The 13,721-nt window shown below is 67.4% G+C and carries 10 protein-coding genes; 4 read left to right on the top strand and 6 right to left on the bottom strand.

Annotated elements, in window-relative coordinates; translation table 11 throughout:
• Positions 1–188: 188 nt before the first annotated feature.
• Together ADBZ5N_RS12135 and ADBZ5N_RS12140 are read left to right on the top strand one after the other, a co-directional pair.
• On the top strand, positions 189–1,400 hold the full coding sequence (locus ADBZ5N_RS12135) for an amino acid permease (protein WP_526257733.1): 1,212 nt from the start codon (positions 189–191) through the stop codon (positions 1,398–1,400).
• Between the two features lie 22 nt (positions 1,401–1,422).
• Positions 1,423–2,838 (top strand): linalool dehydratase/isomerase domain-containing protein, encoded by a 1,416-nt coding sequence (locus tag ADBZ5N_RS12140; protein ID WP_526257734.1) that lies wholly within the window; start codon positions 1,423–1,425, stop codon positions 2,836–2,838.
• On the opposite strand, the gene ADBZ5N_RS12145 is transcribed toward ADBZ5N_RS12140, so the two are convergent.
• The gene (locus ADBZ5N_RS12145; RefSeq protein WP_526257735.1) at positions 2,721–3,401 is read right to left on the bottom strand and encodes a hypothetical protein; all 681 of its coding nucleotides are present in this window, start codon (positions 3,399–3,401) and stop codon (positions 2,721–2,723) included. The two genes, ADBZ5N_RS12140 and ADBZ5N_RS12145, sit on opposite strands and share 118 nt — an antisense overlap.
• Before the next feature lie 19 nt (positions 3,402–3,420).
• Entirely contained in the window at positions 3,421–3,837 is a 417-nt protein-coding gene (locus ADBZ5N_RS12150) for a DUF2628 domain-containing protein (RefSeq protein ID WP_526257736.1), read from the bottom strand.
• A gap of 135 nt (positions 3,838–3,972) precedes the next feature.
• Here ADBZ5N_RS12150 and ADBZ5N_RS12155 point away from each other — a divergent pair, with 135 nt between their 5' ends.
• Entirely contained in the window at positions 3,973–5,667 is a 1,695-nt protein-coding gene (locus ADBZ5N_RS12155) for a wax ester/triacylglycerol synthase domain-containing protein (protein ID WP_526257737.1), read from the top strand.
• Between the two features lie 13 nt (positions 5,668–5,680).
• Here the strand turns inward: ADBZ5N_RS12155 and ADBZ5N_RS12160 are convergent, their stop codons facing one another.
• The gene (locus ADBZ5N_RS12160; protein WP_526257738.1) at positions 5,681–6,994 is read right to left on the bottom strand and encodes a threonine/serine exporter family protein; all 1,314 of its coding nucleotides are present in this window, start codon (positions 6,992–6,994) and stop codon (positions 5,681–5,683) included.
• Between the two features lie 13 nt (positions 6,995–7,007).
• Positions 7,008–8,486, bottom strand: coding sequence for an NAD(P)/FAD-dependent oxidoreductase (locus ADBZ5N_RS12165; RefSeq protein ID WP_526257739.1), 1,479 nt, complete (start codon positions 8,484–8,486; stop codon positions 7,008–7,010).
• Positions 8,487–8,692: 206 nt separating this feature from the next.
• On the opposite strand from ADBZ5N_RS12165, the gene ADBZ5N_RS12170 reads away from it, so the two are divergent.
• A complete protein-coding gene (locus ADBZ5N_RS12170; RefSeq protein ID WP_526257740.1) occupies positions 8,693–10,828 on the top strand; it encodes a PE-PPE domain-containing protein in 2,136 nt (711 codons plus the stop codon).
• On the opposite strand, the gene ADBZ5N_RS12175 is transcribed toward ADBZ5N_RS12170, so the two are convergent.
• Together ADBZ5N_RS12175 and ADBZ5N_RS12180 are read right to left on the bottom strand one after the other, a co-directional pair.
• A complete protein-coding gene (locus tag ADBZ5N_RS12175; RefSeq protein WP_526257741.1) occupies positions 10,817–11,155 on the bottom strand; it encodes a transposase family protein in 339 nt (112 codons plus the stop codon). The two genes, ADBZ5N_RS12170 and ADBZ5N_RS12175, sit on opposite strands and share 12 nt — an antisense overlap.
• Before the next feature lie 196 nt (positions 11,156–11,351).
• Positions 11,352–13,721: hypothetical protein (locus ADBZ5N_RS12180; protein ID WP_526257742.1), on the bottom strand; the 2,370-nt coding region annotated here is incomplete at its 5' end.

Consider the following 13,721-nt stretch of genomic DNA (forward strand, 5'->3'; position numbering starts at 1 on the left):
AGTCCGGCCTGGGTGTTGCTCAACCCGAAGCCACGGTGAAACGACGTCGCATACAACGGGCTGAGCAGGTCGGCCATCACCCCGGCGACTCCGGCGGCGATCCCGCCCACCAGAAGACCTTTCGGCTCCTTCACCGGCCCACTCCTTGCGCATCGGAAGGCTCGACGGTAGCCACCTACACTGCCCCGATGGGGAGGAACGACAGGCTTGACCGATCACTGAGCCTGCCACTGGTCACCCTCTACGGTCTGGGCAACATCGTCGGCGCCGGCATCTACGTGCTCATCGGGAAGGTGGCGGGCTTCGCCGGGTCGAGCACCACCCTGGCCTTCACCCTGGCGATGGTCACCGCCGGGGTGACCGCGATGTCCTATATGGAACTGTCCGGGCGATACCCGGTCAGCGCCAGTGTGTCGATGTACCTGCACCGGGCGTTCGGGCGGCGTCGACTGTCCACCGCGATCGGGTTGGCGATGGCCGCCGGCGGGATCGCTTCGGCGGCGGCGCTGGCCCAGGGCTTCGCCGGCTATCTGACTTCCTTTGTAGCCGTGCCGCCCTTCGCCGCCAGCGTCGGCCTGCTGGTGGTCCTCGGGGCGATCGCCGTCAAGGGGATCGGGGAATCAGCCACCGCCGCGGCGGTCCTGACCGGCCTGGAGGTTCTCGGTCTGCTGCTGGTGATCTGGTTCGGCCGCAGGGCATTCGGACAGGTGGACGTTGGTCGGCTGCTCACCGTGGATCCGGCGGTCGGCATCGGCGGCGTGGCGGCCGGAGCCTTCCTGGCCTTCTACGCCTTCATCGGTTTCGAGGACATGGTCAATGTCGCCGAGGAGACCCGCAATCCCAGCCGCACCATGCCGCTGGCGATCCTGTTCGCCTTGCTGGCCTCGACGGTGCTCTACCTGCTCGTGGTCGTCGTCGCCACCACGCTGGTCTCCCCCGCCGACCTGGCCGCCAGCCCGGCCCCGCTGACCCTGGTCTTCGAGCGCAGCGGGGCGTCGCACGTGGTGCTGCTCAGTCTGATCGGCATGATCGCCGCGATGAACGGGGTCATCGTCCAGCTGATCATGGCTTCCCGGATCCTCTACGGGCTGGCCAACGAAGGCTGGATCCACAGCCGATTCGCCACCGTGCACGGCACGTTCAAAACCCCGGTGATCGCCACTCTGGCCGTCGTTGCCGCCATGATCATCGCGACCGCTCTGCTTCCGCTGGTCTCCCTGGCGCAACTCACCAGCCTGCTGGTGCTGACCATTTTCACGTTGGTGAACGCATCCCTGATCGTCATCAAGCGACGCGGTGAGGCCCACCAGGGATACATCGTCGTTCCGCGGGTGATTCCCTATCTCGGGGTGGTGTTGTGTGTGGGCACCATCGTGGTCCAACTGCTGCACGGGGCGTAGCCGGGCTGGCTAGCCTTGAGCTGTGTCGAGTTCGGAGCACTCCCTGGAGACCGGCCGGACCGTCGGCGAGTTGACCGCCGACGATCTGGAACTCGAGCGCTACCTGCTCGACCTGTCGCTGCAGCCGATCGACCGCTTCGACGGCTTCTCCCACATCGAGCAGTACCTGCTGTCGGCGTTGCGCTACCAACTCAATTACGCCTGCTATGCGTTGTGCCAGGCCCAGTACAACTACACCCCGGCGTTCACCGGTTATCTCACCGAGGCGCAGGCCAACGTGATCGAGAAGATGCTCGACAAGCGGGTGTGGGGGTACTGGGCACATGAGTGCCTGGTGGGTTATCAGCGCTGGGATCCGGATCCGATCAAGTTCGCCAATGTGATGTACACCGGGTTCTTCGGGGTGATGATCGGGCTTTTCGAGACCCTCAACGATGCCCGCTTCTCCCAGCGTGGCGCACTGACGCTGCGCTGGAACGAGGACACCGAGTACGTCTACGAGTTCTCCACGCTCTGCGAGGCGATCGTGCACAACATGGACATCAGCAGTCAGGGTCCGCTGTATCCGTGCGAGCCGCGGCTGATCTACCCGATGTGCAACGCCTTCTCGTTGTCGACGCTGTTGATGCACGACCGGTTGCACGGCACCGACTTCGGCGCCGAACGCACCGAGCAGATGGCGCAGGCCTACCGCAAGCACAGGTACCTGCGGCGCGACAACCGGTTCCTGGCCGCCCGCGGGCCACTGAAGTTCTTCATGGGCCCGTCGGTGGGCAACGACGGGGTGATGTCCTACTGGCTGCACTTCGCGATGCCCGAGCAGGCCACCAGAACGTGGGAAAACCTGCGGGAGAATCTGGTTCGTATCACCGACGACGACGTCAAGATCGACGCGACAGGCTGGGAGACGCTGGACCCGGGCAACTACAGCCGCGGCACCGGGATGAGTCGGGTGTCGGTGATGGCCGCCGCCAAGGAGCACGGCGACGACGAACTGGCCGACGCCCTGGAGATGTCACTGGACAAGCGCTATCAGACCGTCCGCAAGGACGGGGCGAGGGCGTACACCGGCATCTCCAGCTGGGGCAACGCCGGCCACGTGCTTGCCCGGTTCACCACCGAGAACGCCATGGCCAGCCTGCTGGCCGGGGAGGTTCCCGAGCAGTGGAAGGCCGGTCCGGTCCTGGCCGAGGCCGCCTACCCCGATGTGCTGGTCGCCCGCGCGGTCACCGACGGGCGCGCTCTGGACTTGGTGCTGCGACCCGGCAATCACGGCGGCCGAACGGTTCTCGGCATCCAGCGGCTGGCGCCGAGGCACGACTATCTGGTCACCGGCGGGGTGGACGGGACCGTCACCGCCGACGACCAGGGCCGCGCGCTGCTGACCGTCGACCTCGACGACCGGTGCGAAGTCTTTCTGCGGCCCGCGGCGCCGTAGACCAGAACCAACCCGCCGACCATCGCCAAGACGGGCCCGGCATTGTGGAACACCAAGTCCGGCAGCACATTCGTGCCGACGAAGTCGAAGAGCCCGAAGACGTGCATGTCGATCAGGCCCAGCTCGAAGGCGATCACACCGACCACGATCAGGAGCGAACCCGCGCCTCGGGGTGCGCGCAGGACAACCGCGGAACGGCCCAGCCCTACCGCGGCCACGATGATCACCAGATAGAGACAGCTGCGCAGCAGCCAGGCCGCCGCGGAACCGGTGTTGACGGCGGCACCGCTCCACACCAGGGCGGGCGCGGCGATCAGGCAGAGCGCGATCCCGACGGCGGCGTAGCGGAACACTGCCACCGAGTCGGCCCGCAATCCGCGGTCGACGTCGACCAGTCCGGCCGAGGGCCTCTGCGCGGTGGCCGGCGGACCCGTCTCGGCGAGGCGCGGGGCGGGCCGCTGCGCGACGGGCGCGAACAGCATCGTCGTCTCGCCATGCCCGAGCGCCCGCCGGATCCGACCGACGGCCATCAGGATCAGCAGGCCCACGATGCAACACGTCATCAACGCCCATGATGAACGGTCAGCCAGGCTGGCGGCGGCCGAATCCCTCGAACGGGTTCCACGACCTACTGCCTCGTCGCACCTGCAGGTAGTAGGCGTAGTTGGCGGTCAGCATCGCCGCCGCCGCCACCCCGAAGCCGAGGGCTTGCACCAGGCCCCCGGGAATTCCGAGCGCGTTCAGCGCCGAGATCGCGGCGAACCCCACCACCAGCAGCGTCAGCCCCTTGCGCCACATCCCCTTGACGAGGAAATAGATCGGCCCGAACAGGAACGCGAGCAGGTTGGAGTTGAGCCGCAGCCGCGGGAGGAAGTCCAGCGCCCGGAGGGCCGCCCGGCCCTGCGGGGTGGCATTGGGCAGCCCGTAGCGGTCGAAGAAAGCGAACCGGGTCTGCCAGATCGGGGTGAGTTGGTGGTCGGAATCCGGGTGGCTGTTCACCTGTGCACCCTATGAAATGGCGCCGACGACACCGGGGCTGCCTCGGCGATGTCGGCCACCCGGCCGCCGTCTTGGTGGCAGGATGCCCTGACAGAGCCCGATGGCGGGCCAGCGTAGGTGCACCCAGGAGGACACGTGGCGGACAGCCCGCAAAACCGGCCCGAGGCGGCGAAGAAGGCCCCCGCCAAGAAGGCCCCCGCCAAGAAGGCCCCCGCCAAGAAGGCCCCCGCCAAGAAGGCCCCCGCCAAGAAGGCAACGGCGAAGACGGCACCCGTGAAGGCCCCAGCCACGAAGGCACCGGCAAAAAAGGCCCCGGCGAAGAAGGCCCCGGCGAAGAAGGCCCCGGCGAAGAAGGCCCCGGCCACGACCGCCGCCAAGGCTCCCGCCAAGCCGCAGGCCAAGAAACTGCGCGGCGGCGACACCGTCACAGAAGCCCGCCGGCTGGGCGGCTGGGATTTCGCCACGTGGCGGATGGCCACCGATGACCCGGTGATGCGCTCGACCATCCTGGGCGTGCTGGTGCTCGACAGCAGCCCGGACTGGGACAAACTCAGCGACCGCTACGAGCGGGCCAGCCGGCTGGCCCCGGTGCTGCGCTCGAAGGTCGTGGAGGGCCCGACCGGCCTGGAAACGCCGCGGGTGGTCGTCGACCCGAACTTCGACCTGTCCTTCCATATGCGTCGCTTCCGGATGCCGGACGGCTCGACGTGGCGGGACGTGCTCGACGAGGCCCGCCGACAGAGCATGGCCGACTTCGACAAGGACCGGCCGCTGTGGCGGGTGACGCTGCTGGAGGGTCTGCCCGGCGGCAAGTCGGTGCTGGTGCAGAAACTGCACCACGCCATCGCCGACGGGCAGGGTGCGGTGCAGTTGGGACTGGCGCTGCTGGACTTCACCCCCGAAGGTGCCGAACTGGGGCCGATGCCAGCGGCGCCGGACCCGGTGCTGCTGGACACCAAGGGATTCATGCAGGCGGTGATCCGAAACAACGCCGGCTGGGTGGCCCGGACCGCCGAGGACGCCATCAAGGGGTTCGGGCCGCTGGCGGCCGCCGCGCTGCGGCACCCGCGGACCTTGTTCAGCAAGTTCCGGGAGACCGCCGAATCGGTGGTCCGGTTCACCAAGGTGTCCTCTGAGCCGTTGTCCCCGATTCTTAAGGGCCGCAGCATCAACTACCACTTCGACACCATTGACATGGATTTCGAACAGTTCAAGGCCGCCGCCAAGAAACGGAATCGGACTGTCAACGATTTGTTTCTGGCCGCGATCAGCGTCGGAATGTACGACTACCACCAGAAGATGGGCCACCCTGTCGACGAGTTGCGGATGAACATGCCGATCTCGTTGCGCACCTCCGCCGAGGAGACCAACGCGGTGACCATCGCCCGCTTCGAGATCCCGGTCAGCAACGTCATCGACGAGGTGCTGGAGATCGCGGCCAACACGGTGCGCAGCTGGCGCGCCGAGCCGGCGCTGAAGCTGGCCGACTACCTGGCTGAGCTCAGCCGCTTCTTGCCTCCGGAGCTGGTATCGGCCGCCGCGCAGACCTCTGACCTGACCGCCTCCAACGTGCCGGGCATCCCGGTGCCGGTGTGGCTGTCGGGGGCCAGGGTGGAGCGGATGTACCCGCTGGTGGGCACCGTTGGCGCGGCGATCAACGTGACCATGCTGACCTACACCGGGACCGCCAGCGTCGGGGTGAGCTCCGACGACGCAGCCGTCACCGACCGGGCAGCGCTGCTGGACAGCCTGCGGCTGGGCTTCCGCGAGGTGGTCGGGGACGCGTTCATCGGCGATCCAATCAGCGGCGATCTAATCAGCGGACACTGACCGGGAGCCGGCTTCACCGCGGGTGATCACCTTCATCACCGTGTGAATACCTTCGGACCCCAACGGTATTGATGCGGGCCGACAGGGTGCGCAGCAGGCTCCAGCCGACCAGGGTGCCCAGCGCGATCGAGACGATCGCACCGGCCGCCACGCCCAAACCGGCGGTGCCGACATAGTCACCGGTGGCGCCGCGGCTGACCGACATGAACGTCAACTGGCCGGGCACCAGCGACCAGAACGCCGCCAGGGCCAGCATCCCGGCCGGCGGCGCGGTGCGGATCCGGGCGCACAGCACCGCGAACGGAACCGCCACCATCGCCCCGATGAACCCGGAGTGCGCCGTGCTCAGCGCCAGGCCGGCCAGGTTCTGCGCCAGCACCGACACCCCGATCACCAGGGTCAGCCAGCCCAGCGATTCGCGCGGCGCCGACAGATAGAGGTAGAGCCCGACGGCGATCACCGCCACCGAGACGTAGGTCGCCCATGAGCCCATCGAGGCCGACGGATCCTGCGGAGTCACCTGCCCGGCGATCCGCACCCCGATGACCACCCCGTAGACCAGCAGCCCGAGTTGGGCGATACCGAAGATCACCCGGCTGGAACCGGAGATGATCTTGCCGCTGGCCAACTCGATGGACCCGATGACCAGCGCCATGCCGGGCAGAGTGGCGATCAGCGGCGGGGTGATGATCGGCAGCAGCCCGTCGCGGGCGACGTCAGCGACGAACCAGGTGCCCAGCAGCGTCACCACCAGCGCCGACAGCGTGGGCAGGATGGGGCTCAGGCCGGGGAAGGGCCGGCTGAGCTGGACGATCAGACCGACGACCAAGCCCAGGAACAGATGCGCCAGCAACGCCCGCCAGGACGGTGCAACCACCATTCCGAACCCGACGGTGGTCAGCGCGTAGCCGAAGATAGTGGAAACCACCCCGAATCGCGGCGGCGCGGTGCGCGCGGCGTGCACGGCGGCGACAGCGTCTTGCGGACTGATCGCCCCGGCCCGGGCCTGCGCGGCGATGTCGTCGATGCGGGCGGCCATATCGAACAGACCCGAGGACTGAATCGAGCTTTCCATCTGGTGGGTGGCGTTGCCGATCTGGACGAACAGAATGGTCGGCAGCACCGCTACCTGCACCGGCTTGGTGGTGTAGCTTGCGGCGATGTCGAGCAGCCGCTGCTCGACCAACTGGATCGGTTGGGAGCATTCGATCAGCGCGGCGCCGATCTCGCGCAGCATCGCCGCGATGTCGTCCGGCTCGTAGTGGTCGGGCGGCGCTATCGGTGGTGGGACGGATTTGCCGAACGCGTCGGTCAACCAGCGGGCCATGCAGCCATGATGGCTAACCGGACCGGCGGACCGCCGCGGGCCCGATCTTCGAGGGCGTCACCATCGTTTCCGGCGACAGCGCCTGCTGCAGGGCCGGCTCGAGGGCGAGTTCGTCGGCGAGCTGCTCGGAACTGGCCACCGGGGAGTGCAACTGCTTCTCCACGATGTTCATCGCCAGCCGAGCGTAGACCCACTGGCTGGTGGTGGTCAGCTGGCTGCGGCTGTGCGAGGTGAAGGTCAGGATCCAGCTGAACAGGGTGGAGAGCCGGTTCTTGAACCCGACCAGGTACAGCAGGTGCAGGAAAAGCCAAGCCAGCCAAGCGATGTAGCCGCCGAACTCCAGCTTGCCGACCTTGGCCACGGCGTGGTGGCGGGAGATGGTCGCCATGCTGCCCTTGTCCCAGTAGCTGAACGGCTCGCGGAAGTCCGGGTTGTCCCGGCCTTTGAGATCGTTCTTGATGTGCTTGGTGGCGTACTTGGCGCCCTGGATGGCGCCCTGAGCCACACCGGGCACGTCGGGCACCGCCATCATGTCGCCGACGACGAATACCTTCGGGTGGCCCTTGACGGTCAGGTCCGGTTCGACCACCACCCGGCCGGCGCGGTCCACTTCGGTTCCGTCGGACTGTTCGGCGATCATCGTGCCCAGCGGGCTGGCCTGAACGCCGGCCGCCCACACCTTGCAGGCGCACTCGATGCGGCTCTCCTCGCCGGTGTTTTTGTCCTTGATGGCGATGCCCTGGTAGTCGACGTCGGTGACCACGGTGTTGCCGCGCACCTCCACGCCCATCTTCTCCAGCCGCCGTTGGGCCTTCATGCCGAGGTTCTCCCCCATCGGGGACAGCACGTACGGCGAGGCGTCGACCAGAAGCACCCGGCATTCGGCCGGGTCGATGGTGCGGAACGCCCCGGGGAGGGTCTTGCGGGCGAGTTCGACGATCTGGCCGGCCAACTCCACCCCGGTGGGTCCGCCGCCGACCACCACGAACGTCAGTCGGCGCGCGCGTTCGGCGGGGTCGGTGGTGACCTCGGCCGCCTCGAACGCCCCGAGGATGCGCCCCCGCAGTTCCAGGGCGTCGTCGATGGTCTTCATGCCGGGGGCGAAGGTGGCGAAGTGGTCGTTGCCGAAGTAGTTCTGCTGGGCACCGGCGGCCGCGATCAGATAGTCGTAGGGCAGGACGGTCTCCATGGTTCCCAGCCGGGAGGTGACGACCTGGTTGTGCAGGTCGATGGTCTCGACGTCGCCGAGCAACACCTGACAGTTCTTGACGTTCTTGAGGATCAGTCGGGTGGTCGGCGCGATGTCACCGGCCGACAGGATCCCGGTGGCCAACTGGTAGAGCAGCGGCTGGAAGAGGTGGCTGGTGGTCTTGGCCACCAGGGTGACGTCGACATTGGCCCGTTTCAGCGACTTGGCGGCGGTCAGCCCGCCGAAACCGGAGCCGATGACGACGACCCGCGGACGACGGGCGGGGAGAGCGGGAGTTGCCATGGGGCGTCCTCTGTCGTGTTCGGGGGAACTCGGGTCAGGTTAGCTCCTGCCGCAACGTTCGTACTTCGACTTGAGTGAGGATTTTCTGCGCGGTTCTGCCCTTCTCCGGCGCAAGAGACCCTTAACCTACGCTGATGAGCAAATGTGAATCGCCAGCGTCGTCCATTCGCGCCTCTCGCCTCGTCGGCCGTGTGGGGGGCCTGGCGGTGGCTTTGGGAGTCGGCGCGGTGTGGTTCTCCGGCGGTGTCGCCTGGGCCGATACCGGGTCGGATTCAGACACGTCGGGACGGACATCGCAGGCTCGCGGAGCTGTTGACGACGCGCCGCGGTCGGCCCCCGCGTCACGGTCGGCCCGCGCCGATCGGAGCGCGCCTGGTACAGCCGCGGCCACGGATACCGATCAGCGCCCGAGGGCGAGCAAGTCGGACACCGCGGCACCGGAGCCCCGTGAGCTCGAGGTCGTCGAGGTCGTCGAGAGCGCCGACGTCGAGGCCTTCGACGCCGTCGAGGCCGTGCCCGCGCCGGAGGTCACCGCGGCCGATCCGGCGCCGGCCGCCCCGGTAGCCGAAGCGGTGGGCGTCGACCCGGAACCGGTCACCGTCGCTGCAGCACTCGAGACGGCGGTCCCGACGATCGCAGCTGTCATCGAGGCCGACCCCGAGATCGCGCCGGCATCCGCTGAGATGTCCGCCTTCGCGACAGCGGGCACCGACACCCTCGACCCGACCGCTGACGGCGACCCGATCGCCCCGGTCGCCAACCCGTTGGAGTGGGCGGTGGCCGCGTTCGCCCGTCGCTCCGCGGTCCCGGCGGCGGCCGCGACCTTCCAACCGAGTGTCTGCACCGAATCGAGTGAGGCCTGCGCCTACATCCTCGGGGCCAGCGGCGTTCCGATTCCAAGTTTCGAGCAGGCCGAGACTGCGATGAAGTACTACATCCAGCCCAACAGCCCCGGGGTGGACTTCACCTCCCAGATTATCTACACACCCGAGGGCGCCTACCCGATCACCGGTATCAAGGTTCTGCCGCTTGACATTTCGGTGCAGCAGGGCCTGACAGAGGTCGAAAACACGATCTTCGCCACCCTCGGGGTCAATCCCACCATCCCGATCTCCTATTTCGGCTACTCGCAGAGCGCGATCATCGGCTCGTTGCTGCAGCGCCAGCAGCAACAGACGGTCGGCTCCCCTATCGCACCGGGACAGATCCAGTACGTGACGGTGGGCCAGGAGATGAATCCCAACGGTGGCTGGTTCTCCCGCTTCCCCGGCCTGAAGTTCACCAGCACCGGTATCGACTTCTACGGCGCGACACCGGCGAATGACACACCGGAGACCCTCAACGCCTACCCGACGACGAACTACGCGCTGGAATATGACGGCTTCGCCGATTTCCCGCGCTACCCGGGCAACGCCCTGTCGGTCGCCAACGCGGTCATCGGCATCTTCGCCATCCACACGCAGTATCTGAGCCCCGACTACTTCGCGAGGACCTACGGAACGGGCCTCGGGGCCTATGACGCGGTCATGGGCACCGAGGGGCCTGGAGTTGCCTGCAACCAAGGCTCGTCGTCCTGCCTCTCGCTGCCGACAACGACAGGACCCGCTGGGGACCAGAAGTACTACTTCATCAAAACCCCCTATCTGCCACTGCTCTTGCCGCTGGCGCAGATCCCCCTGATCGGCAAACCGCTTGTCGCACTGATCCAGCCGGCCCTGAAGGTGCTCGTGGACCTCGGCTACGGCGACAAGGCCCACGGCTTTGCCTCGGCCACCCAGCCGCCGGCGAACGTCGAGCTTCCGTTCGGACTGTTCCCCCAAGTCAGCCCCATCGAAGTGACCGAGAAACTGATCGCCGGCGTGCGACAGGGCATCGATGACTTCGTCAAGTCCTTCGGGTCAGGCGGGTCGGTGCAGCAGGAGTTGGCCACGATGGTCCAGTCGCTGTCCGCGCCCAAAGCCAATCCCTTCGCGGCCGGCGATCCGCTCACCGGAATCGGGAACCTGATCACCAATACCGCAGCGACGATCTCGACCGCGCTGTCGGCGACCTACGCGACGCTGCTGGCGACGGCGGACTTCATCAACGCCGCGATCTTCCCGCTGCAGGCCTACAACACCAACATCGTGCTGGCGTCGGTGAAGCAGATGCTCGAGGGCGACGTGATCAAGGGCCTTATCAACGCCATCGGGCTGCCGATCGCGGCCGACATCGGCATGCTGACCACGGTCGGGCTGTTCCAGCTGATCGTCTGGGTCGAGGGTCTGTACGCGGCGGTGACGGGATGCGGACCGGCTGCTCCGTCGTACACGCCGCCGTCGCAGTGCACGCTAATCGCTTAACTCAGTACCGCTGACATGTAGGCACCGGCTGGCCGGATCAACGTCGAGGGTGCGACCACCGGGCACTTTGCGCTTCCGCCAGCGCCCGGCGTTGGTGTCGTTGCGGCAGCGGTAGCGGGTCTTGTTCCAGCGCAGCACGATTGGGTCATCGCCGTAGCGGATATCGCGCGGGCTGGTGGTCGTGCGCTCCTTGACCGAGGCGGAGGACATCCCGCAGTCCGGACAGCGCGAGGCGTTCGGATCCACGGTGATCACCTCGACCACCCGGGTGCGATCGGCCCTGCGGACCACCGCGCAGACCTCGAGTCCTTCCAGCCCCAACAACAACGACGTAGGCTCGACCAGGCCCCTGGCTCTCCTTGCAGATTCTGTTTGCTTCGCAACATCCAGATTCCCGAAGGCCAGGGGCGCCTCGCGTCAACGACACGCCGACGCCCTGACCGGGCACTGCCCGCTTAAGCTTGAAGAGCCGCCAAACCCCCGTCGGAACAGCTTCGTAGACCAGAGGACGACCGCCGGAGGATCAGGACGCCAGCAGGGAGTCCAGCGGGAACTGGACCGAGACCGTATGCCCGCCGCCGGCATCGACGGTCATCGCGAAGTCCAGCGAGCCCGGCTGGTCGCCGTCGGGTTCGGTGACCGCCAGGCTGGACAGTCTGAACCCGCCGTCGTCAGCAGCGGCCGGGACCGCCTGCGCGGGTCCGAAGACCGGGACGACGGCCCATCCCTCCGACAGCCAGGCGTAGAAGTTCAGCAACCCGGACACCACGCTGATGGTGATCGCGGTGGGAATCCCGACCATCGTGCCGATCAGGCGGCCGAAGATGTTGTCGCCGAACAGCGAGCCGATCCCCTGGCCGATCGAGAGTCCCAGCGCGAACTGGAGTGCCGGTTTGTGCAGGACCTCGTCGCCTACGAACCCGGTCACGTCGCTCAACGGCATGCCTAGGGCGAGCTTGACCGCGAGGTCGTCGATCAGGGCGACCCCGGCTTTCCGGGTGAGCAGCGACTCCGCCGCACCCTTGGCCACCTGACCGCCGACCTTGTCGAGGAAGGAGTTGTTGATCCCGGCCTTCTTGAGCGCGGCGATGACCTCGTCCCCGACCACCACGGCGATCGCCGAGCGTGCGGCGGCGTCGGCCAGGATGTTGTTCACGGCCGGCGGGATCACCGCGTTCACTGCGGCGATGAACGCGGTGTTCGCCTGCAGCGTCTTGATCGCGTCGGCCAGCGCCACGAACTCACTGGTCCCTCCCAGCCACTCACCGGCGAACAGGGCGAGGGATTCGGTGACCGCGGTGCTGACCCCCGGATAAGCCAGCAGTCCGGTGACCGCCGACCCAAGCTGAGTGGCGATCACGTCGACCGCCGCCGTATTGGCCAGCAGACCTGCCACCTCGGCACCGTACCGTTCGGCCACGTAGGCCTGGACCGCCTCGTCGCCGGCCACCTCCTCGACCAGGTTGGTGGTGATCGTTCCCAGCAACTGCTGGACGGCGGGGTTGCCCACAATCGCGGTGTCGACCTGGTTGAGCGCGTCGGTGATGGCCGTCTCGACCCCGGCCTGAACCGCGGCGCTCGACGTCAAGTCCGTCTCGGCGGCCTCGACGGCCTTCGCAAGACCGCCGCCAGCCACCAGCACCAGCGCGAATTCACTTGCCGCCGTGGCGAATGCGTCGACAACTCCCGCGGTCCTGAAGAAAGTGGAGAACACGGTGTCCACCACGCCGATCAACCCGGTTACGACGGCCGGATCGCTCACGAACTGCACGACCGCGGCCCCGACCTGGGGACCTACCGCCGCCCCGAGATCCGCGCCGAGCAGATTCGTGACCTCGTTGGACACCGCGCTCGCAAGCGCGTTGAGCACCACCGGATTACTGGACAGCTCGATCACCGCCGCGGACAGCGTTCCGTCGACCGCGGACCACAGACTGCGGTCACTGAGGAACGCGGTTACCGCATCACCGACGGCGCGTTGCACACCGGCCTGCACGTCGGTGTTGGCCCGCAGTGCTGCTGTCACCTGCGGGGCCACCGTCTTCAGATCTCCGGTCAGCGCCGCGGCGGCCAGCTCGCCTGCCGCCTGGGAGAAGGCCGTCACCACACCCGAGGTGGTCCAGAAATCGCTGACCAACGTGTTCACCACGCCCAGCAGCCCGGACTGGACCACCGGATTGGTCACCAACTCCACCACCACGGTGCCCAACTGAGCGCCCAGGAACTGCCCCAGCGGACCCTTGACCTGGCCGGCCACCGCGCTGGCCACCTGCTTGCCCAGCGCTTCCTGAACCTCGACATCCCCCAGGACCGTGGCCGCCAACGAGGACACCGTCTGATCCACCGCGACCCACAGGTTCTTATCGCCGAGGAACTTGGCCACCGCCCCGGTCACCGCGACGCCCACCCCGGCGTCAACTGCCGGACTGGCCTTCAACTCCTGCTGGCCGGCCTTCGCCGCGGCCGAGAGGCTCCCTGTGGTCAGCAACACCAGCGCCCATTGGCTGGCCGCCCCCGAGAACGCCCCCACCACACCTGGCTCGCCGAAGAACTTCGAGAACAGGGTTTCCACCACGCCGACAAGCCCGGTCGCGACGGCCGGGTTGCTCACCAACTGCGCGACCGCGGCCCCGACCTGGGGACCGACGACTCCACCCAGAGGCTCGCCGAGCAGTGCCGCGACGGCGGACTGCACGGTGGTGCTGAGCGTGTTGAGGACCACCGGATCGGTGGTCAGTTGGATCACCGCAGCCGACAGCGTTGTGTCGACCGCGCTCCACAAACTCTTATCGCTGAGGAACTGGGTCACGGCATCCCCGAAGGCCGTTTGCACCCCGGCCTGAACGTCGAGGTTCGCCTGCAAGGACGCCGCCACCTGCGGTGCCACGGTGCC

Source organism: Mycobacterium sp. (assembly GCF_044370595.1).
Classification (GTDB): Bacteria; Actinomycetota; Actinomycetes; order Mycobacteriales; family Mycobacteriaceae; genus Mycobacterium.